Origin of the sequence: Clostridium folliculivorans (assembly GCF_024341905.1) — a bacterium.
Taxonomy (GTDB): Bacteria; Bacillota; Clostridia; order Clostridiales; family Clostridiaceae; genus Clostridium_AR; species Clostridium_AR folliculivorans.
Genome location: NZ_BQXY01000013.1, coordinates 47291 through 70419, shown reverse-complemented (window position 1 = coordinate 70419; position 23129 = coordinate 47291). Strand labels below are relative to the sequence as shown.

Genomic DNA, 23129 nt, shown 5'->3' with positions numbered 1-23129 from the left:
TTTAGATATGAAATCTAGACTCTAATATTTATTGATCTGGCTTTAACACTAGTATTGATATTTAAATATTATCGTATTTATTTAAATTCACTCATTAATTTAATATAATGAATTTAGATTATATTCTTATAAACCTCTAGTATATATGTAAGTTTATAATTTATCTTCTCTAACTTAAATAAGAGTGGTAAGTAACTAATAATTTCTATAGTTATTTACCACTCTTATTTAAGTTTTTTTATTTATATCATTTTAAATCATTGAAACCAAGTGTCGTCCATGCTGGGGACAGTAAGAATCATCCGTAAACGGGTCAATATATTGATTTAAACTTAATTGTTCATATGCTAAACCTGTTTTTCTGCGGTAACCAAACCTACTATTACTTTACTCCAGAGTTATTATCTTCTACTCATAGCCATATATTTTTAAAAATCACAGGTATAAGCAGTGACATTAAAAATTCTTGAAGTCGCCATCCTCAAGGGCTTTCATCACACATCCTAATTAATATATCTTTGTTGTCCACTCTTCACAGTTCCAAACATCTGTAACTACATCTCTATAGAATTCTGGTTCGTGGCATACTATTAATATACTTCCCTTATATGCCTTAAGAGCTCTCTTTAATTCATCCTTAGCTTCTACGTCTAAATGGTTAGTAGGCTCATCTAGTATTAGTAGATTTGTTTCTTTATTTATAAGCTTACATAATCTAACCTTTGCTTGTTCTCCTCCACTTAGTACAACAACCTTGCTTTCAATATGCTTTGTTGTAAGACCACACTTAGCAAGAGCAGCTCTTACTTCATATTGAGTAAATGCAGGAAACTCACCCCATACTTCATCTATACAACTGTTATAGTTTGCATCCTTTATCTCTTGTTCAAAATATCCCATTTGTAGATAGTCACCTAATTCAACTTCTCCATTTAACGACTTAAGCTCTCCCATAAGACTCTTTAGAAGAGTAGTCTTACCAAGTCCATTTGCTCCTACTAGAGCTATTTTTTGGCCTCTTTCCATTCTTAAGTTAAGCGGACTTGATAGCGGCTCATTATATCCAATAACTAAATCTCTAGTCTCAAATATAAGTTTTCCTGAAGTTCTTCCACTTCTAAAATTAAACTCTGGCTTTGGTTTTTCAGCAGTAAGTTCTATTTTTTCTATCTTGTCTAGCTTCTTTTGTCTAGCTTTTGCCATTCCAGTAGTAGCTACTCTAGCCTTATTTCTAGCTATAAAGTCTTCAAGTTTTGCTATTTCTTGCTGTTGTCTTTCATAAGCAGATTCTAACTGTTTCTTGTTAGCTTCATGTACTCTCTTAAAGTTATCATAATCCCCAACATATCTATTAAGCTGTCTATTTTCAACATGGTAGATTAAGTTTATAACACTGTTTAAGAAAGGAATATCATGTGATATTAATATAAATGCATTTTCGTAACTTTGTAAAAATCTCTTTAGCCACTCTATATGTGCTTCATCTAAATAGTTAGTAGGCTCGTCTAAAAGAAGTATATCTGGAGTTTCTAAGAGAAGCTTAGATAATAAAACCTTAGTTCTTTGTCCTCCACTCAAATCCATAACATCTTTATCTAGACCTACATCTTTTAATCCAAGTCCAGCAGCAACTTCATCAATTTTAGCATCAATAACGTAGAACCCATTATGATCAAGCATATCTTGGATTGTTCCTATATCATTCATCATTTTATCTAACTCTTCAGGTGTAGCATCAGCCATCTTATCATACATATCTAACATTTCTTTTTCTAAGTCAAAAAGATATTGAAATGCACCTCTAAGTACATCTCTTATGGAGTTTCCTTTTTCTAGGTGAGCATGTTGATCCATATATCCAACTCTAACTCTATTGCTCCACTCTACCTTACCTTCATCAGGCATAAGTTTTCCTGTTATTATATTCATGAATGTAGATTTACCTTCACCATTAGCGCCAATAAAACCTATATGCTCTCCCTTTAGAAGTCTAAATGACACATCTTCAAATATAGCTCTATCACCAAAGCCATGACTAAGGTTTTTTACCGTAAGTATACTCATTATATTTCTCCTCTTCTTATAATAAACTTTCTTCTTAAAACCTGCATGAATACTATATATTTATATAATTTTATAATTATATATTTTTATAATTTTATAATTTTATAATCATATATTTTTATTTAGATTTGCTTAATTTCAACACAATATTTTAACAACGCCTTTTATTTAAACTTTATTTTTAGCTATTGCTTAGATACAATGCGATTTAAATTTTTAATAATACCATGAATATTTTAAGGTATTCTATAGACTGTTGTCAAAAGAAATTCTTAGTATATTTTTTAAGTTATCCTATATATCCAAAAATTCACTCTAGACTAGTTCTTTTACTAACGCTCAGCTTACGTTAATATTAGTCTATATTTAAACTTATCTTGCAGATTTAACTTCTAACCAAGCTTCATCATAAAGCTTTAAGTTTTCTCCTAAGTCCTTATAGTTCTCACATTTATCTAAAACTTCTTTTGGTAAATATGCATTTTTATTATTCTTTATATTATCTGGCTGTGTTTCTCTTGCTTCTTTTTGAGGGGTTGTGTATCCTACCTCCGAAGCATTTTTAAGTGCTGGATCTTTCTCACATAAAAAATTTATAAATAATTCTGCTTCCTTTTTATGCTTTGATCCTTTTGGAACTACCAGTGAATCCACCCAAAAGTTTGCTCCTTCCTTAGGAACTATATATTTTAAATAAGGATACTTATCTTGTAGATTTAACCCTTCTCCAGACCAAATTACGGCTAAACTACCTTCTCCAGCTATCATCCTATCTTTTACTTCATCCTGCACATAAGCTCTAACCAATGACTTCTGCTTTATAAGCTCCTTTTTTGCTTCGTTTAACTGGTTTGTATCAGTAGAGTTTAGCGAGTAACCTAACCTCTTTAGAGATATTCCTATAGCGTCTCTTTGAGCATCCAACATAAATATTTCACCTTTATACTTGTGATCCCAAAGTATATTCCATGAATCTACCGGATCTTTAACTAAATTTGAATTATATAATATTCCTATTGTTCCAGACATATATGGTACAGAGAATTTATTTCCCGGATCAAATTCTCTATTTAAGTAATCTGAGTCTATTTTATTGAAGTTAGGTATATTATCAAAATCAAGTTTTTCTAACATATTCTCCTTGACCATCTTTTCAACCATATAATCTGATGGAACTACTACATCGTAGTTTGTTTTGCCTGACTTTACAGCTTCATACATGAACTCATTTGTATCATAAGTATTATAATTTATTTTAATATCATATTTATCCTCAAATTCATTTAGCAGACTTTCATCTATATTTTCACCCCAGTTAAAAACATCTAGAGTCTTTTTTTCTTCTTTACTACTACAAGAAGTAATAGAAAATGATATTAATATGATAAGTAAAACAGAAAAAGCTTTATAGCTATTTTTCAATTTAGTGCACCTTCTTTCTTTGCATTGATAAATATTCTCACTACACTTAAATATATTACCATATTCTTTCAGTTAGTCAAAATTATTTTCTATAATCAACAAAGAATATGGATTTCTTATATCCCAAATAAAAACCTTTTTATAAAAACAAAAGTCATGCATAATAAGGAAAATAAAATTCCTTATATGCATGGCTTTCACCTATTAATATTTATAAATTCTTGTTTTATATTACACTACTTGCAACTATGCAAAAAATATCATATATATTAAGTAGATAACTACTGTAGCTATAAACGGTATATTTATTATATTATCCCTCTCTAAAGCTACATCACCTATTCCATTAACAGACTCTCTTCCATAGTTAGTTATTAGGTCATAACTATCAACTACTCCTCTTTCTTCTGCAGCCTCTTTTAATTTCTTAATTAAAATTGCAACCAAAGCTGCAAAAATTACTGCTACAAACCCCCATGTAAGAACCATGTTTATCTTATCATTCATAGGCAAACTTCTTAAAGAGTAATCTTGTCTATTGCCTACAAGCTTAGTAAGTGGTGAAAGTATAGCCTGTAGACTTACTTGAAATCCGTTTACTGTAAAGTGACATATCATAGATACAAATATACTATTAGTTACTCTTACCATGTAAGCAAAAAGCGCGCCTAATGCTGCTGCATAAAGAAATTGTTGTCCATTTAAGTGAAAAATACCAAATAATAAACCTATCATCAATGAAGCTTTTATCTTACTCTTGTGATTATATCCTGATAAGACTATACCTCTCATTGTTATCTCTTCCGTAATTGCAGGTGTAACAGCTACAACTAAAAGCATCATCCAGTATGGTAGATCTTTCATAACATCCATAGCCTTTGCAACATCATTATCAAAGAAAAATGAAGTTATTAATGAAAATAAAGTCATTATAGGCTGCGCTAAAAGAGCTATTAGAATTGCATAACCTATTTCCTTTAAACTTACTTTATTAAATCTGAAGGTTTGCTTTACTGGAGCTTTAGTTACTATAACATATATTATGGCAGGCAATATAAAAAATATGGCGTGCACAGTCATTAGAAGTTCTCCATAATTCAAGCCTAAAAGTGCAAGTGGTCTTCTTACTATATATGGACCTACCATTGATACAAACAATACTATCAAAAAATATAAATTTGATTTAAATACAGGTTTCATAAATCTCTCCTTACTCTTTTACTCATAAATACCATAACATATATTTTTATTTATGTATTTATTTTTTTGCCAATGTATATTTTCTTCCTTTTAGGAGACAATTATTATTGTAGATAACTTTTATATTAAATTGCCTCTCCCCCATTTTATTTAATATAGAAAATTCCTCTTTTAGTGATGGTTTTCCTCACTTTAAGAGGAATTTTTATTTTACACCCTTACATTTTATACAAACTAATAATTATTTTCCAACTTATTTATTTGGCATTCTTATATCATTTCTATTTGCTTATAAGTCTCCATTTAATATTAAGATATGTTTAAGAAAATTGTTAAAATTAAGTGATTATGCAGGAGATGCTATATAAGCGAGCTATTAGAATTAAATGATTTTTTCAGATGTAATGGCGTTGAAAAACTGTACTGTTCGAACGTAGTGAGTTTACAGTTTTAGCCATGGAATATGACAAAATCATATTAATTCTTTGCGTAAGCTCATTAAAGCATTGGATGCATAATTACTTAATTTAAGCCAAAAGGCTAGTTATTAAACTTCTTTATAAGTTCTCTCCTAAGCCAATCCAATGCATTCATGGTAGCTCTTTGTCTAATTCTTTCTCTACTTCCTTGAAAGTTAAACTTTCTAACTAATGTATTTCCATCTATATGAAGCCCCATATAAACGAGTCCCACAGGTTTATCAGCTGAGCCACCACCAGGACCTGCAATTCCAGTAGTAGATATCCCAACTCTTGTACCAGCATTTTTAGCTATACCTTCAGCCATTTCTCCAGCTGTTTCTTCACTTACAGCACCATACTTTTCTAGAGTATCTGCTTTTACTCCTAGCCTTTTCATTTTACTATCATTTGAATAAGTCACTGCACCTTCCATAAACACTTCTGAAATTCCAGGATAATTTATGAGAGTAGCTGCAATAAGTCCGCCAGTGCAAGACTCTGCTGTGGCTATAGTAAGTTTATTACTTACAAGCATTTTAGCCACCACTTCTTCTAAAGTTACATCATTTTCACCGTATATATTATCATTAAGCCTTTCTCTTATTTTATCTTCAACTGGCTTAATTAACTTTTTAGCCTCTTCTTCATCTCTTGCTTTAGCTGTTATTCTAAGGGTTACATCTCTTTCTTTAGCATAAGGAGCGACAGTAGGATTGCTTTGACCATTTATTATATCTGAAATCTCTTCTGCCATAACTCCTTCACCAATACCAAAAATTCTAAGCACCTTTGATACCAGTATTGTATCAGAATACTGCTGTAGATAGGGAACAACATGATTAATAAACATAGGCTTCATTTCTTTAGGAGGTCCAGGCAACACTACTATGATTTTTTGATCCTTTTTTAATATAGCACCTGGAGCTGTTCCATTAGGATTAGGTAATACAACTGCATCTTTGGGAAAATACGCCTGCTTAGCATTGCTTCCTTCCATGATTCTTCCACTTTTACTAAAATAACTTTCTATATGCTTCCATGATTCTTCATGAACAACAAGTTCCTGATTAAAAAACTTAGCAGCTGTCTCCTTTGTTAGGTCATCTGGAGTTGGCCCAAGACCTCCAATTAAAGTCCGGTCTAATATTTTTAACAAATATTCATAATCTTCTTTTTCTGGCCAAAAATAATATACGTCATCATCACACATTTTATACTCATCCTTTCATATATTTCTTTAGTTAAAACTCATTTACTTCTCACGTCATTACTAGTTCAAGTAGTTTTAATTATTTTATCTATATAATAATCTATAAATCTATACTTAAGGTAAATAATAGCTACACATAAGTAAGATAACCATGATATTATTTTGTAAAAATAACCCTAAATTAAATTTACTCATTATAAGTTAATATCAATAATGAGGTTATTATCTTGTAATTATAATGCTTTATCATATTCTAACATTATATCTATTTTATAACACTTTATGAAATGTGTCATTTCATAATTTCTTATTTAAAATATTGCTAGCCTCTATTAATCTCATCACAATTAAAGTATTTTGACTTAAATGATTATACTAGTATATTATATCCTGAAGATTCTTTATTACTATTATAGAAAATTATCTATATGTAAAATTAATTCAATTTGTTATTTTAATTTATGTAAAAAAACTTTCACATACTGTTTAAACAAAAATCATCATCTCAAATAAAAAAGCATACGTAGGTTTTTCAATAACCTATGTACGCTATATTATATCTATATATTATAAGCTTATTCTATAGTCTTTTTAATATCAACAACTTCTTTATCACTGTCATTTGAACAACAACTTTTCTTTTTATTGTGTCCCATCATCATAGGCATCATTGCAAGCATCATTATTGGGCATAAGAATGGAGCTATCTTACCAAGCACTCCAGCAATGCTAGGACTTAGACTTGCTATAAAAGGCAACATAAATATTATTACTATTGGTAAACCACAGCAAATAATCATATGGAGTAAATGTTTATTACCTCCGTGCTTATGATTCGATTTATTTTCATTACCTGTATTGTGACAACTCATAGTAATCCCTCCAAAATTTAAATTATTAAGTATTCTTAATATATTTATATTTTAACGTATCACTATAAAGATTTTATGAAGAAATAAAAATTTACTTTTTGCATACATATAATCTAGTATCAAAAATAAAAATACTAATAAAATTAGATAATCTTTTTATTTACACACTTATATCATTAAAATTAATAGAGTTAATTTAATAGTTTACTAAAAGTCTCTCTTTACAATTACTTTTTAAAACTTATTCCATTTGGTTCCGCATCAACTGAAATATTAGCAGTCACCTTATTCGTCGCATTATCTATTATACTTACGCTATCATCATACATATTGGTTACATATACATATTTATTATCTGGACTTACAACTACTCCATGTGCTCCTTTTCCTGTTTCAATTGTAGCCACTACCTGCTTTGTTGCCAAGTCAATTTTTGAAACAGAATTCGATGGATTTTTTTCAGTTCCTTGATTTGCTACAAATGCATATTTACCATCATATCCTACGAAGACTTGAGCAGGTCCTTTTCCTACAGGTACTTTAGTTATTTGGTCTGTTTTCAGATCTATTATAGCTAACACATCTTCAGAGTTTACTGTTATTACTAAAGTATTGCCATCCTTAGTAATACCAGTTGTTACTGGCGTATTTCCAACCTTTATTTTTCTAAGTTCTTTATAATTCTCTATATCTACAACACTTACAGTGTCTTCTCCCATATTAGCTACATATGCAAATTTATTGTCATTTGATATTCTAAACCCATGTGGACCATTACCTACTGGTACATTTTTTATTAGATTGTAGTTTTTCGCATCAATTATTGAAAAATTATTGTCTTCATTATTAGTAACTAACACATATTTCCCATCTGAAGTATACACTACATGTGCAGGATGCTTTCCCACTTCTACTTTCTTAATTAATTTATCTGAACTAGTATCATAAAAAACAACATTTCCATTCATACTCATAGATCCATGTTCTGTTTGACCTTTTTCCATCATTACTGGTGATGTATACGCTATTACATTTCCATCAGGTGAAACTTGCACATTATGTGGAGATCCTTCATCCTTGATAGTGGTTACGACTTTATTAGTAGCTAAATCTATCTTAGATACACTTCCACTTTCATTTGCAGTATAGATATACGAATTTATTTTTTTCTCTACATTACTAGGACCTTTTTGGGATTGGTTACTACAAGCTACTAATGTTATACTTAGGATAATTGCAGTTCCTACAAATTTAAAGTATTTTGATTTAATCATATACTTTCCTCCTATCTACATATGTATATGAGATAACTATATAAAGTTCTAGAAACTCATACAAATGAAAGTTTTCTTATAATTTTGATTCTCTACTCAGTATTCTCTACTCAGTATTATTTAGTAAGAACACTTAATTTATTCATCAACTTTGATACAAAAAACCTTAACATTACCTAATATTTATTAAACAGCTTACAAGATATTTAGTTTCTTTTTTGATTTTATTTATCCAAAACAATTTACTGTGGTACACTACTATAACTAATCTATAAATTTCTTTTTACATGTATATAAAAAATAAGGCTTTATTTGTATAGTACTACCTTCAAAAGATGCTATTCTAATTTGTTCCATCATTCCTGAATCTTCATACCTAATTCTCCACCAAGCTTAGATGCTAATTTGTACAATCTAACATTGTTTAAAAAGTAACTATTGAATTGTATAATATCCTACTATATAATGAAATAGAATTTTAATTGATAATGATTTACATTTTCTTCATATCAATGCACCTTAGCAAGCTTCATAAAAGCTTACACAAATTATGTTTTTTAATTCACAAAATTAATTTTTTCTTTGTGAACACTTAAAGTACTAACGATAAAGGGGGCGCAACATTTGCGTAAATTATTTGTATTATTATTTTCAGTATTTCTAATATTTCCATTCTTTTCTGTTAAGGCGTTTGCTGCAGATGCTAAAACCGAATTTTCAAAAGGAAATAAACTAATAGAAAGCTCCATTGAAGCCGTTAAAGCTGGAGATCTTTCTAAAGGAAAAGATCTTTATGATCAATTTAACGATTCATGGGTTGAATTTGAAGATGGTGTAAAAGAACAATCAAAGCAAGCCTATGGTGATATTGAAGAAAAAATGGGCATGGTTCGTTTTCTATTCACACAAGACCCTGTTCAAAAGGACAAGGTTCTAACTGCACTAGAAGATTTGGAGAAAACAAATACTGCATTTCTTCAAGATAAATATAAAAGTGGTGATTCGAAAACTAAAGGTAAAGCTGCTACAGTTAAAGACTTAGTGAGTCTTTTAGAAACTTCAAAAAATCAAATACAAGATGGTGATGTTGCTTCTGCTATTGAAACTATGAACACCTTCAGTTCTTCTTGGCTTGATGTTGAAGGCGTAGTTCTTACTCAATCTAAAAAAGTTTATGACGATGCTGAAAAGGATATGGTAAGTGTTAAGGCATACCTTACTGTAACCCCTGTTGATAAAGATAAAGCGTTAAAGATAATCGATAGAATGCATGGATATCTATCCTTACTATCTGGTGATACTTCATATGGAATAGTAGATGTAATTACTATTATCCTACGTGAAGGACTGGAAGCCATTTTAGTTGTAATTGCCTTATTAGGATTTTTAAATAAATCAGGGCAAGAAAGCAAAAAAGTATGGGTTTATGGTGGCGTTGGAGTTGGTCTTATAGTAAGTATTGTACTAGCTGCATTAGTTAAACTTCTATTTGCATCAGGAACCTTTGGAAATAATAACTTCTTAATCTCAGGATGGACAGGTGTATTTGCGGCTGTAATGCTTATTTATGTGAGTTATTGGCTTCATAGTAAATCCAATGTATCATCACGTAAAAATGAACTTGAAGATAACAGTTATAAAACATTAAAGAATGGAAGTTTACTTTCTCTAGGTTTCTTAGCATTTCTAGCAGTATTCAGAGAAGGAACAGAAACTGTTTTATTCTATATAGGCATGGCTTCATCTATAAAATTACCAACTTTATTTTTAGGGATTACGATTGGATTTGCTATTCTTATATTAATATCAGTACTTATAATTAAAGTTGGTTTAAAGATTCCAATGAAGCCATTTTTCCTAGTTTCTAGTCTATTAGTCTTCTATCTAGGATTAAAGTTCACAGGCATGGGTATTAATGGACTTCAGCTTGCAGGTTTACTGCCAGCAACAACAAGTGATACTCTACCAACAATCTCTGCTCTTGGTGTATATCCTACTTGGGAAGGATTTATACCTCAAATACTGCTAGTAGCGCTTGCAATAGTTATAAGTCTATTTAATAAATTTAAAAAGTAATAAATTTAGAAAACGAAAGACGGAGGATTTATTTATGAAATCAGCAAAAAAATTATTATTATTAATTGCATTAGGAAGCTCTATATCATTGCTTGGATGTACAGCTCAAAAATCACAAGCTACAGATTCTGTATCAAAGCCACAAGTAACTGCAGCTGCTAATCAGGAACTTTCCGTTGATAAAGCAGCAAGCGATATGAGAGATATTGTTAAAAATATAAAAGATGAAATTGCAAATAAAGAAGATGATAAAGTAGCTGAGTCTTCTACAAAGCTACAAGATTCTTGGAAAACTTTTGAGGATAAGTTCGAAGAAGATCTTAAAGACAAGTATTTAGATTTATACGTTAAAATTGAAGACCCATTAGGAATTATTGAAGCTGCCGCGAAAGTAAAACCATTAGATACAAAGGTCTTAAATAAATCATTAGATAATCTAGATACTCAGTTGGCAAAGTTACAAAATGATAATGCTACTACAATAGGTCTAGAAAATATGAAATCAATTTTAAAAGAACTTAGTGGTGAAATCACTAATAAAGAGGATGCTAAGATAGTTAAGACTTCTGAAGGCCTTGAAAAAAATTGGAGTTCATTTGAAGATGGAATAAAGAAAAACTATCCTTCAATCTACGAAAAAGTTGAACAACCATTAGGAACAATTCAAGCTGCTGTAAAAGTAACTCCTCTAGATACAAAAGTTCTAGATACCTCAATTGTAGAATTAGATAAGGTTCTAGAAGAGCTTCAAAAATCAATTGCATTTTCATCTGGTCCACAAGATATGAAAACTGCTTTAACTAAAATTAAAAAGTTTATTTCCCCATTAAACGAAGAGAAAGTTACTAAGTACTCTGATAGATTAGAAAAATATTGGAGCAGCTTTGAAGATGAAGTTAAAGAAAAGAACAAACCATTATATGAAAAAGTGGAAGCTCCTTTAGGAACAATTCAAGCTGCTGTAAAAGTAAAACCAATAGATGAAAAAGTGATAAAAACAGCTTCAGACTCTTTAGATAAAACCTTAACTGAAATACAAAATATGAAGTAATATAACTAATTGGATTAGAAGCACATAAATCTTATGCTTAATGAAACCATAAAGAAAAAACATACACAGATTATTAGAAATCTGTGTATGTTTTTCTTTATCTAAAAACTTATGTATTATAATTTCATAGGACTAAAAAAAGATAAGGCTGTAGAAATAAAACCTTATCTTTATAACATACTATTCTACTTTAATTTGTCCCATCATTCCTGCCTCTTCGTGCTCCAATATATGACAATGATACATGAAAGTGCCCTTATTATTAAACCTAACAATAATGCTTACTTTTTCATTCGGCTCTATATATACTGTATCTTTCCAGCCTTTTTCCTCTGTAGCTGGTTCTTTTCCGTCTCTAGATAGTATTTGGAATTGTACCCCGTGAATATGGAACGGATGTCCCATGTTATGCATCATTGAGTTTTCACTTGTTATATTCCAAATTTCAATATCTCCTTGTTTTACAGTTTCATCAATTCTATTCATATCAAACTTTTGACCATTTATTGATACCATATTTCCCATACCTTGAAGGTCGAAGTTTCTCACCTTTGTAGCTTGTGATTTTTCAATTTTATTGATTTTTGTTAAGACACCCGGGATTTCTGTTGTATCATTTCCATCTTCCTTAACATTAAAATTCAATATTTCAGTCTTATCACTCATAAGTGATACCTTAGTTCCTTTATCGTATTTAGAAAAATCAATAATTATCTCAGCCCTCTCACCCGGAGCTAATAAAATACTTTTTTGGCTTATTGGACTTTCTAAAAAGCCACCATCAGATGCAATTTGATAAAAAGCACTTCCATTATCTAGCTTTAAATTAAAGTTACTTGCATTAGCTCCATTTACTATTCTGAATCTCATCTTAACCCTTTTAACGTCTAGATATGGCTTTATTGCTCCATTTACTAAAATAGTATCTCCAGTTGCTCCATCCATCATATTAGTATCGTATTTGAAGCTTCCATCCTTATTAAAGCTTCTATCTTGAATTACTAATGGAATATCATTTACTCCATATTCCTTAGGAATATTCAAGTTTTTAGATATTTCATCATCTACATAGAATAGTCCCGCTAACCCACTATATACTTGTGTAGCAGTGGTTCCACTAAAGTGAGGATGATACCAAAGTGTTGCAGCTTGCTGATTAATAACAAAACTAGGATTCCAAGTTGCTCCTGCCTGTATAGCCTGATCTGGACCACCATCATTTTCTCCATTTAGCTCTAACCCATGCCAATGTACAGTTGTTGGCTCGCTTAGTTTATTGTTTACATGAATATTTACTTCATCTCCCTTGTTCACCCTTATAACCGGTCCTAAAAAGTTTCCATTATACCCTGTAGTTTTGGTTTCAGTACCCTTTATAAACGATACTTCACCTTGCTGTGGTTCAAGGGTGAAATCATCTACTTTCGGATCAGGATTCTTATCTTCTAAAAGAGCAGGTATAGGAAGACTACTATTTATTATGGCATCTTTACTTATATTATTAGTGTTACTCATATTCATTCCAGTACCCTTATTTATTGGATTTATAAATAAAATAATCCCTACAGCAGCTATTCCAGCAACTACGGCACAAATTGTTGATATATTTTTTGACTTACTCATATTAACCCCCTCAATAATTATAACTTTTACTTAATAATTATTATAATTTGATTTTATGAAGGAATTATGAAGATATGAAAATTAATATTATAATTTATTTATATAAAAAGAATAATCAATTGAAAAACATTCTTCATATAATCTTCATAGCAATTAATTATAATAAATTGTTATTACTGTTAAAAGGAGTTGAAGTACTTGAACGATATACCGTTATTCTTAGCTTTTTCTGCAGGATTACTATCCTTTCTTTCTCCATGCGTCTTGCCATTAGTACCAGCTTATATGAGCTATATGACAGGTGCAACAATAAATGATGTTGGTAAAAATACTAACAATTATAAAAAAACAAGATTTTATAAAATCTTTGGCTTTGTATTCGGCTTTTCAATAATCTTTGTTATCATGGGAGCATCAGCAACAACTTTAGGAAACTTATTAATACGAAATCAAGCTTTATTTAGAAAAGTAGGCGGTTTATTAATGATAATATTTGGTCTACACACAATGGGAATAATAAAGATTAGATTTTTCTATTATGAAAAAAGGCTTCTGTCACTTTTTTCATTTAGCAAAAATTTTAGTTCTATACTAATGGGAATGGCTTTTGCTACTGGATGGACCCCTTGCGTAGGACCAATATTATCATCAATATTGATTTATTCAAGTAATCTTCATACTGTTTATCAAGGAATAATTCTACTAAGCGTATATTCTTTAGGACTATCAATCCCCTTTATATTAACTGCTATTGCTATTGATAAGTTTATGAAACTAAAAAATAAGATTTTAAAGTTTACTCCAACTATATCAATACTAAGTGGTCTATTACTTATAGCTATGGGGATTTTAGTATATACAAATAACTTAAGCACACTTAGCAAATATCTAAACTTTATTAATTTTTATTAATCTTTATTAAAGGAGTGTAAAAAATGAAAAAATTACTTTTCCCTCTATCTATAATTATACTTTTTAGTCTAAGTCTATATACAGTAATTAATTATAATAAGACTAAATCTAATTCTTATAATGCTGTTGATAATAAAAAAGCTTCTGATAATAACAATATATCTAAAACTCCTACCACAAACTCTACTAATGGAATCTTTAAAGATCCAAATGGTGATAAAGCAATTGATTTTAAATTGAAGACTCTTGATGGAAAAGAGGTTTCTTTGAGTGAGCTCAAGGGTAAAAATGTTTTTATTAATTTTTGGGCTACATGGTGTCCTTACTGTGTACAAGAGATGCCTGAAATAGAAAAGCTCTATCAAGAGACAAAGAATTCTGATTTAATTATCTTAGGAATTGACATTGGTGAAGATAATGATACTGTCAGAGATTTTCTAAACAAAAACAAATTAAATTTTAATATATTGTTTGACTATGACGAATCTGTTGCTACAAATTATAATATTACAGCTTTACCAACTTCTCTCTTTATAGATAAAAATGGCACCATAATAAAAAAGAAAATTGGTCCTATGACTCTTGAAGAAATGAAGTCCTATGTTAATTTATTAAAATAATAATTAATATTTTTAATAATTAGTGTTTATTGTTTAGTACTCAACAAGCAGTCATGTTACTTAAGTTTGCTCTTTACGTAAAGTATTATTATTTTTATCTTCATATTATCTTTATATTATCTTCATACTCTCTTTATATGAATAGAGTATTATTGGATTAAGGTCATTACAGTTAAGAGGAGGAGAGAGAGATGGATTTTTTAAAATTTCTATTTAGCAAAAAATATAGAAATGATTATTCTATAAAGTTAGTTGAAAGATTTAACTTTGAAGAACAATCCATAATGAATACTTATAATAACCTTTATATAGAATCTAATAATAAAAATGTAGAAACCAAAGCTTCATAATTATTGCTATATTCTAATATAGATAAAGTTAGACACCACTTACCATAAATTTATCTATATTATTATATTATAGTCTTATAGGGACATCCCCGTGTCTCCTATAAGACATTTTACTTTTAATCATGTTATAAAATCTTCCATTTAACAACACACTTCAAATTCTAACAATTCGTTTGAGACTTAAAATTATTCATTACATATCTACCACATCCATATTAACTTTTTTATCAAAAAATTTATAAATGCGTAATCATTCGTAACCAAAATACTTTTCATATCATATCCCCTCTTACTATTACTATTTAAAATAATGTTCATAAGGTGTCACCTCCCAATCATATTCTATTAATTAACTACCTTATCATAGCTTTTTATTGTTAAATTTCAAATCGCAGTTAACAATTTATTTACAATTAAGTAATTATGTAGATTTCATCTTCATAAAAAACACATATTAATTTTGTATACTTGAATTATATTTTTTAATAACTACTTATACATTAATTAAATTTATCAAGTGGTTAAATTTAATTAATGTAATAAGTAAGTTAGTTTAATCTCTAATAAACCAATTAGGAGGATTTTAATGAGTACTAGGCGTGAGAAAATTAAAGTTTATGAAATGACTTGTACATCTTGTGAGCATAGGGTTGAAAAGGCCATCAAAAAATTAGACGGTATTATAAGTGTAAAAGCTAATTATAGCGGAGAATTTGCAGTTGTAGAATACGAAGAAGATCTTTGCACCCTATCGCAAATTAAAGCTTCAATAAAAAAAGCTGGCTATGGAACGGAAAAATCAAATGATTATAAGTTTATAGGAACACTGATAATAGTGGCTGCAATAGCTTTCCTTGGTGTAAGGACTAGCGGCTTTGATATGGATTCTAAACTTGCTAATGCTTCTTATACTGTTTTATTTCTAGTTGGTATTCTTACCTCTATACATTGCGTTGGAATGTGCGGAGGAATTATGCTTTCTCAGAGTATAAAAAATGATAGTGAAAGCAAGTTTGATGCTATAAAACCAGCTCTACTATATAACATGGGAAGAGTTGCTTCTTATACTATATTAGGTGGAATAATTGGTGCTTTAGGTTCAATATTCTCACTTTCTATTACGGCTAAAGCTACGATGCAAATAATTGCCGGAGCATTTATGATAATGATGGGCTTTAACATGGCTGGTTTTAAATTTTTTAGATCCTTCCAGATAAAATTGCCTCATACAGCGTGCAAAATAAAAAATAAGTCTGGTTCACCTTTTATAGTGGGATTATTAAATGGCCTTATGCCTTGTGGTCCACTTCAAACAATGCAGCTTTTTGCACTAGGTACAGGAAGCGCCTTTAAAGGTGCTCTATCTATGTTAATTTTTTCATTAGGTACAGTACCTTTGATGCTTACTTTTGGTGCTTTATCTGGATTATTAAGTAAAGGTTATACAAAGAAAATTCTTAAACTTAGCGGTGTATTGATTATAGTACTTGGCTTAATTATGGGAAATAGAGGATTTATCTTAGCTGGTATAAACGTTAATCCTTTGACAGCACTATCTGGAGGTACTACCACTTTATTAGGAGGAACCTCTAAAGATTCATCTAATTCAAATGTAGCGAAAGCAACTATAAAAGATGGGGTTCAAACTATAAATATGACTGCAAATACTAATGGTTACACTCCTAATTCATTTTATGTACAAAAAGGAATTCCAGTTAAGTGGATAATAGACGGAAAAGAACTTAACTCTTGTAATAATTCAGTTGTTGCACAATCATTAAATGTTGAAAAGAAATTAAAAAGCGGAGAAAATGTTATTGAGTTTACCCCTGGTGATAAAGATATAAACTTTAGCTGCTGGATGGGTATGATAAGAGGTGTCATTAAGGTTGTAGATAAACTAGATACTGTTGATACATCCAAATCAGATCCTTCACTACCACCTCCAAGCACAGGTCCTAGTTGCTGTGCGGGTCCAGTAACTGATGGCTCAGCCGCTCAAAGCAGTAGTATATACGGTAATGATTTAACTAAAGTACCTACAGAAACATTAATTAATAAAGCGTCCGGTACTGGCAAGAACCTAAGTGCTAAATTTAATGGAATTGGATATGAATTAAAGCCTGCAATAGTAGTGACTAGCAGTAATTCAACAACTAAGCTTACCTTTGATATGACTAAGTTCGATAATCCAGAAGGAACATATCAGATCTTAGATACTGTAACAGGAAAAAAACTAAGTGAATTTACATTTAAGAAGGGAATAAATGTAGTTGAATTTGTTCCTACCTCAACTACTAGCTACGCTATTCTTAAAGATAACCAGTTCATAGGAATAATAGAAGTAGTTGATGATCTTAAGAATAAAAATTTAGAAGAAATAAGAAGTAAGTATTTTAATTAGTTCATGATTTAAACTAGTTTTGTAAAAAGAATGCTGTAACAAGGCATTCTTTTTTCTTTAATAACAAGATATTAAAGAAATTAGTTTTTGTTCAAATATAAACAACACTGCTATTTTTAATATTTATTTTCTTAACTCTTTCCGATTAACTCTCTGGATATAAATTAACTACCACTATATATTAAACATAAATAATTATTTTGTAAAATCTGTAATGTATTCCATAATAAACTACATACTATCCGTTTTCTTCATAACTTCTTCATAACTTTATGTTAACATTTTCACATAAAATATTTAGGAGGTACAAATTATGAATATGACTCATTATATGTCCTTATTAGCTGACAATCAGCCTTGGAATCTATTAATTTTTATGGCTGTACCTGTTATATGTGCTGAAACTCTTACAATAACAGAGTTTTTCATCATATTTAATAGGATACAAAGTGGTGGTATAAGAACTTTAAACAAAGTTGTTTCTATCTTCGATGGATTTTATTTTACCGGAATCTTCATTTATCTTTTTATAAACGCAGTAATTCCATTAACCCAAACAGGTGGATGGCATACATGGGTAGACGTAGTTGCTGTTGGTTTCTACTTAAGCGGTGTTGTCTTCCTATTACCTCTAGCTCTCTTAGAACTAGGATTAATATTCAAAAATAAATCGGATAACGAAAAGATGAAAATACATTTCATACTAGTAGGTGGATTCCTAGTAGTTGCACATATAGCAATGATATTTGGTATGGTTAATCCAGAGATTGTTGGTAAAATGGGCCAAATGAAAATGTAATTTAATATAAACTAATCCCCTATTATGTAAAAACCGGTTTAATACCGGTTTTTTGATTTTAGTATTTTTTATAACCTTAAACTTAAATTATAGTTGTAATCACGGAAGACAATTCTCTGAATATTTTCCAATACTCTTTTAAAATAATTAATTTTATTTCCATTATTTATTACATTAAAAAAGGGATTATTAGTTATATATAGAACTTATATTCTATATTTACACATAAATTTATAATAAGAAGGTGCTATAATATTGATAACTTCAAACTTCATTGATTTAATACAAGTATACAAGCAAGATTGTGAGTCAGTTTATAATAGTTGGTTTATTGATAACAACACTCGTTTAAAAGCTTTTAGAACAATTCGACGCGGTGTAATCAATACTATTAATTCAATAAAGAATAATACCTTCGGAACAGATTTTAAAGGCTCACCACTAGAATTTGTTCTAAATTGTATTACCGAACAAAAGCAAGTCTTTATGGGAGCTGCCCATCCTTTTTATTGGAAACCAAAGTTAAGAATACCAGACATTTATGAAAATGAAAATAACAAAATGGCTTTCGGAGAATTTCTTGAAAATTGTTTGTTAGCAAATAATGAAGATAAGATTATAAGAGAAATTATAAAATTGGATAATTGCAATATAAAAGGACTTGGACCAGCTGTTGCTAATATTTTATATTTTCTTCATCCTACAGTTATTCCACCTTTTAACACTGCTATTGTAAGTGGATTCAATGCACTTTTCAATGAAAAAAAGAAACTTGGTTCTTGGCCTGATTACCTATCCATGAGAGAAACTATATTGAAGGTTAACGAAGATTTTATTTCGTACCTTTCGAAAGATTTAGGTGCCTTCTGTGGTCTTCTATTTGATATTGGCATAGGCAAAATCGCAATCTCCGAAAATTGGGAAACTGCATTAACCTTTGAAAAAAAGAAACTTGAAGCTGTTGTTAAAAAACGACATGAAGAAATAGAAAAAGACCTCAAACAGGAAAATGAGCATCTGAAGATGCAGTTTTTGCTAACTGAGATTGGTAATAGTTTAGGATATGATGTCTTTGTAGCAAACAACGATAGAAATAAAACCATGGATGGTAAAAGCCTAAGCTTTCTAACTATATCTAATCTACCAGAGTTGAATCTTAATTCAGATGTTAATAAAACAGTTTCCTTGATAGATGTTATTTGGTTGAAAAAGAATACCAATCAAATTGAATGTGCTTTTGAAATTGAAAAAAGCACTTCCATCTATTCTGGTATACTTCGACTTAGCGATTTAGCTGCATCTCTTGGGGATAGACGATATAACTTTTTTCTGGTGGCTCCAGATTCTAGAGAAAAAGAAATAATTGCACAACTTACACGCCCTTCGCTAAGAGATAAGGATTATGTTTCTTTTAAATACTTACTTTTTTCTGACTTATATAAGCACTGTGATAGTATTTGTAAGTTTGGTTGTGACTATAATATATTATTTAAGATTTGTAAGTAAATTAACTCAACAATTTCAAACAACAAAAAGGTCATCGAGTAATAATTATTACCTAATGACCTTTTATTTGACTGTTAAACTAATTCACTATTTAACTATAGATTTTCTATTCCAACAACATCATATCCTGCTTCGTCAATAGCTGATTTTATTTCCTGATCATTTATATCCTCTATTGCTTCAAGTATTGCTGTCTTAGCAGTTAAATTAATATCAACACCGGTTACTCCATTAAGTCCGCTTAAGGCCTCCTTAACATGGCTAACGCAGTGACCACAACTCATTCCCTCAACTAATATTTTCTTTTTCATTTTTATTCCTCCTTGTTTTGAAAAAATTATATGACTGTTTAAATATTTATCATGTAGTATAACTATTTTGCTGGTTTAAACCCTTTTAATCTTAATGCATTTAATAAAACAGATACTGAACTAAAACTCATGGCTGCAGCTGCTATAATAGGATTTAAGAGAGGTCCTCCAAAAATATATAAGATTCCCATAGCAACAGGTATTCCTAGAGTATTGTACCCAAAAGCCCAAAATAAATTTTCTTTAATATTTGTTATGGTCTTTTTACTCAATTGAATTGCAGTTGGTACATCCATTAGGTCACTTCTCATAAGAACTATGTCTGCCGATTCCATTGCAACGTCTGTACCAGAACCTATAGCAATACCTATATCTGCTTGAGCTAGAGCTGGAGCATCATTTATACCATCTCCAACCATTGCAACCTTCTTTCCTTCTGATTGAAGTTTCTTAACCTCATTGGCCTTATCCTGCGGAAGAACTTCAGCTAATATCCTATCTATTCCAACTTGTTTAGCTATAGCTTCAGCAGTTCTTTTGTTATCCCCTGTAATCATCGCTACTTCTATCCCCATTTTGTGAAGCTCTTCAATTGCCTTTTTGCTGTTTTCTTTCACAGTATCAGCAACAGCAATGATTCCAGCTATATTTTTCTCAATTGCTATATACATTGGTGTCTTGCCTTCGTTTGCAAGGGTATGCGAAGTTTCCTCCAAGTTTTCTAATGAGATATTTCTTTCTACCATAAGCTTTCTATTACCTAGTAGTATATCTTTATCATCAATCTTCACTTCAATTCCATATCCAGGTATTGCTTTGAAAAAGTCTAAATTCTTAAGTTCTAAATTCTTCTCCTCCGCACCTTTTACTATAGCTTCTCCAAGTGGATGCTCGGAACCTTTTTCTGCAGATGCTGCTAGTTGGAGTAAATCATCTTCTGATATGTTTCCTGTAACAACTACATTTGTAACCTTTGGTTTTCCTTCTGTTATAGTACCTGTTTTATCAAATACGATAGTCTTCACCTTATGAGCAGTTTCTAACGCTACTCCACTCTTTATTAAGACTCCATATTCCGCCCCTTTACCAGTCCCAACCATTATTGCAGTTGGAGTTGCAAGTCCTAAAGCACATGGGCATGCTATCACAAGAACCGATATAAATATAGTAAGTGCAAATACTGAAGTTTGACCACCAATAAAGTACCATGCTAATGCTGAAAGAATAGCAATTGACATAACTACAGGAACAAAATAACCTGAAATTACATCTGCTAATTTTGCAATTGGGGCTTTGGATCCTTGTGCATCTTCAACAAGCTTTATAATTTGAGCTAATGCAGTGTCTTTACCAACTCTAGTAGCCCTGTATTTTATAGAACCATTTTTATTGATGCTTGCACCAATTATCTTGTCACCAATATTCTTTTCTACAGGTATACTTTCTCCTGTAAGCATAGATTCATCTACAGAAGTCATTCCTTCAACTACTTCTCCGTCTACAGGCATTTTTTCACCAGGCTTAACAAGTATGAGGTCTCCTACTTCAACTTCGTCTATTGAGATTTCTATCTCTTTTCCATCTTTTATTATTATTGCTGTTTTAGGTACAAGCCCCATAAGCTTTTTAATAGCTTCAGAAGTCTTTCCTTTTGTTACTGCTTCTAAATATTTACCTAAGGTTATTAGGGTTATAATTACTCCCGCAGATTCAAAGTATAAATCTTTTGTATATTCAGTATTACCTCTATAAATCTGTGCTACTGCAAAGATTCCGTATAAAAATGCTGCTGAAGTGCCCATTGCTATTAAGGAGTCCATATTAGGACTTTTTCTTACTAGAGATTTAAAACCAACTCTAAAAAATCTATTTCCTGCAATTATGACTGGTATTACTAAAGCCAACTGAACTATTCCAAAGTTTTTAGGATTCATCATAGGATCAATCATTTCTGGAAGACTATACCCAAACTTGTCGCCTAACATATGCCCCATGGCAATGGCAAGAAGTGGCACTGTAAAGATGGCGGAAATAATAAACTTTTTCCATAATAGCTTTATTTCTTTCTCTTTCTTTTCCTTATCTTCATCAACTGAAACTTCCTTGTCAAGAGCTTTATATCCAGCCTTTTCTACAGCCTTTTTTATATCAGAGACTCTAAGCTTTGATGGTTCATAGTTTATGCTTAAATTTTCTGTTGCAAAATTCACATTAGATTCAATTACACCATCAAGTTTTCTAGTTACTCTTTCAATGTTTTTTGCACATGCAGCACAAGTCATTCCTTCTATCTTAAAAGTTTTACTGGTAGCCTCGATTACAGCCTTATACCCTGCTTTTTCAACAGCAGCTTGAATATCTGTTATAGACACTTTTGATTCATCAAACCTTACACTCAGCTTTTCAGTAGCAAAATTTACGTTTGCTTCAACAACACCTTGTAACTTTTTAGAAGCTCTTTCTACAGCTTTGGCACAAGATGCACAAGTCATTCCTTCTATTTTTAAACTTTTTTCCAAAGTGCACACCTCTTTTTTATTATTTAGAATTATTGTTTTAATATGCTTTATTTAATAAATCATAATATTTGGACATATTTATGCTTGTTATTTTTAAGCTTTTTGCATTTTAATTTCTTATAAGTCTAATAACTTCTTTTTACAAATCACTTTTCAATAAATTTCTCTAAAATATCCATTATTTCATCTAATTTCTTTTCAACTCTATCATTTAAAACAACATCTTTAACACAATGCTGTATGTTCTGCCTTAAAACAAGTAAATTAGCTTTCTTAAGAAGATCTTGTACATCAATAGTCTGATTAGAAACACTTACACAGTATTTTTCCTCTTCTATTATTTTAATAAGCCCATCAATTTGCCCTTTGGCAACTTCTAATAATTCCAATACTTTTTTTGTTCTTCATTCATGATTCCCCCTCCCCCCCATTTAAAGGGAGTTATAATTATTAAA

At 30.4% G+C, this 23129-nt stretch carries 17 protein-coding genes and 1 pseudogene; 8 read left to right on the top strand and 10 right to left on the bottom strand.

Going from position 1 to position 23129, the window contains the following annotated elements:
- Positions 1-507 precede the first annotated feature (507 nt).
- The 6 genes and pseudogenes from OCU55_RS22080 to OCU55_RS22055 form a co-directional block, all read right to left on the bottom strand.
- Positions 508-2064, bottom strand: coding sequence for an ABC-F family ATP-binding cassette domain-containing protein (locus tag OCU55_RS22080; protein WP_261854452.1), 1557 nt, complete (start codon positions 2062-2064; stop codon positions 508-510).
- A 372-nt stretch (positions 2065-2436) separates the two neighbouring features.
- Positions 2437-3486, bottom strand: a complete 1050-nt coding sequence (locus tag OCU55_RS22075) for an ABC transporter substrate-binding protein (protein WP_261854451.1) — start codon at positions 3484-3486, stop codon at positions 2437-2439.
- A 246-nt stretch (positions 3487-3732) separates the two neighbouring features.
- Positions 3733-4686, bottom strand: coding sequence for a CPBP family intramembrane glutamic endopeptidase (locus OCU55_RS22070; RefSeq protein WP_261854450.1), 954 nt, complete (start codon positions 4684-4686; stop codon positions 3733-3735).
- Positions 4687-5226: 540 nt separating this feature from the next.
- Positions 5227-6273, bottom strand: a pseudogene (locus OCU55_RS22065) (competence/damage-inducible protein A); the annotation flags it as partial.
- A gap of 659 nt (positions 6274-6932) precedes the next feature.
- Positions 6933-7229 (bottom strand): hypothetical protein, encoded by a 297-nt coding sequence (locus OCU55_RS22060; RefSeq protein WP_261854449.1) that lies wholly within the window; start codon positions 7227-7229, stop codon positions 6933-6935.
- Between the two features lie 227 nt (positions 7230-7456).
- On the bottom strand, positions 7457-8503 hold the full coding sequence (locus OCU55_RS22055) for a YncE family protein (RefSeq protein ID WP_261854448.1): 1047 nt from the start codon (positions 8501-8503) through the stop codon (positions 7457-7459).
- A gap of 624 nt (positions 8504-9127) precedes the next feature.
- Between OCU55_RS22055 and OCU55_RS22050 the strand changes: the two genes are divergently transcribed.
- Together OCU55_RS22050 and OCU55_RS22045 are read left to right on the top strand one after the other, a co-directional pair.
- Positions 9128-10579, top strand: coding sequence for an FTR1 family iron permease (locus OCU55_RS22050; protein WP_261854447.1), 1452 nt, complete (start codon positions 9128-9130; stop codon positions 10577-10579).
- 34 nt (positions 10580-10613) lie between these two features.
- Complete coding sequence (locus tag OCU55_RS22045) at positions 10614-11630, top strand: hypothetical protein (RefSeq protein WP_261854446.1); 1017 nt, start codon at positions 10614-10616, stop codon at positions 11628-11630.
- A 180-nt stretch (positions 11631-11810) separates the two neighbouring features.
- On the opposite strand, the gene OCU55_RS22040 is transcribed toward OCU55_RS22045, so the two are convergent.
- The gene (locus OCU55_RS22040; RefSeq protein WP_261854445.1) at positions 11811-13253 is read right to left on the bottom strand and encodes a multicopper oxidase family protein; all 1443 of its coding nucleotides are present in this window, start codon (positions 13251-13253) and stop codon (positions 11811-11813) included.
- A 198-nt stretch (positions 13254-13451) separates the two neighbouring features.
- On the opposite strand from OCU55_RS22040, the gene OCU55_RS22035 reads away from it, so the two are divergent.
- The 6 genes from OCU55_RS22035 to OCU55_RS22010 all read left to right on the top strand — a co-directional run bounded on the left by OCU55_RS22035 (position 13452) and on the right by OCU55_RS22010 (position 19844).
- The gene (locus OCU55_RS22035; RefSeq protein ID WP_261854444.1) at positions 13452-14165 is read left to right on the top strand and encodes a cytochrome c biogenesis CcdA family protein; all 714 of its coding nucleotides are present in this window, start codon (positions 13452-13454) and stop codon (positions 14163-14165) included.
- Between the two features lie 23 nt (positions 14166-14188).
- Positions 14189-14785 (top strand): TlpA family protein disulfide reductase, encoded by a 597-nt coding sequence (locus OCU55_RS22030; protein WP_261854443.1) that lies wholly within the window; start codon positions 14189-14191, stop codon positions 14783-14785.
- A gap of 191 nt (positions 14786-14976) precedes the next feature.
- A complete protein-coding gene (locus tag OCU55_RS22025) occupies positions 14977-15135 on the top strand; it encodes a hypothetical protein (RefSeq protein WP_261854442.1) in 159 nt (52 codons plus the stop codon).
- 586 nt (positions 15136-15721) lie between these two features.
- Positions 15722-17539, top strand: a complete 1818-nt coding sequence (locus tag OCU55_RS22020; RefSeq protein WP_261854441.1) for an urease accessory protein UreH domain-containing protein — start codon at positions 15722-15724, stop codon at positions 17537-17539.
- Positions 17540-17852: 313 nt separating this feature from the next.
- On the top strand, positions 17853-18338 hold the full coding sequence (locus OCU55_RS22015; protein ID WP_261854440.1) for a DUF6803 family protein: 486 nt from the start codon (positions 17853-17855) through the stop codon (positions 18336-18338).
- Positions 18339-18593: 255 nt separating this feature from the next.
- Positions 18594-19844 carry a hypothetical protein gene (locus OCU55_RS22010; protein ID WP_261854439.1) on the top strand — a complete coding sequence of 417 codons (1251 nt, stop codon included), beginning with the start codon at positions 18594-18596 and terminating at the stop codon, positions 19842-19844.
- A 95-nt stretch (positions 19845-19939) separates the two neighbouring features.
- On the opposite strand, the gene OCU55_RS22005 is transcribed toward OCU55_RS22010, so the two are convergent.
- From OCU55_RS22005 to OCU55_RS21995, 3 genes are all read right to left on the bottom strand, one after another.
- On the bottom strand, positions 19940-20155 hold the full coding sequence (locus OCU55_RS22005) for a heavy-metal-associated domain-containing protein (protein WP_261854438.1): 216 nt from the start codon (positions 20153-20155) through the stop codon (positions 19940-19942).
- A gap of 62 nt (positions 20156-20217) precedes the next feature.
- Complete coding sequence (locus OCU55_RS22000) at positions 20218-22674, bottom strand: heavy metal translocating P-type ATPase (protein ID WP_261854437.1); 2457 nt, start codon at positions 22672-22674, stop codon at positions 20218-20220.
- Between the two features lie 146 nt (positions 22675-22820).
- Positions 22821-23063, bottom strand: coding sequence for a metal-sensing transcriptional repressor (locus tag OCU55_RS21995; protein ID WP_261854436.1), 243 nt, complete (start codon positions 23061-23063; stop codon positions 22821-22823).
- Positions 23064-23129: the final 66 nt, after the last annotated feature.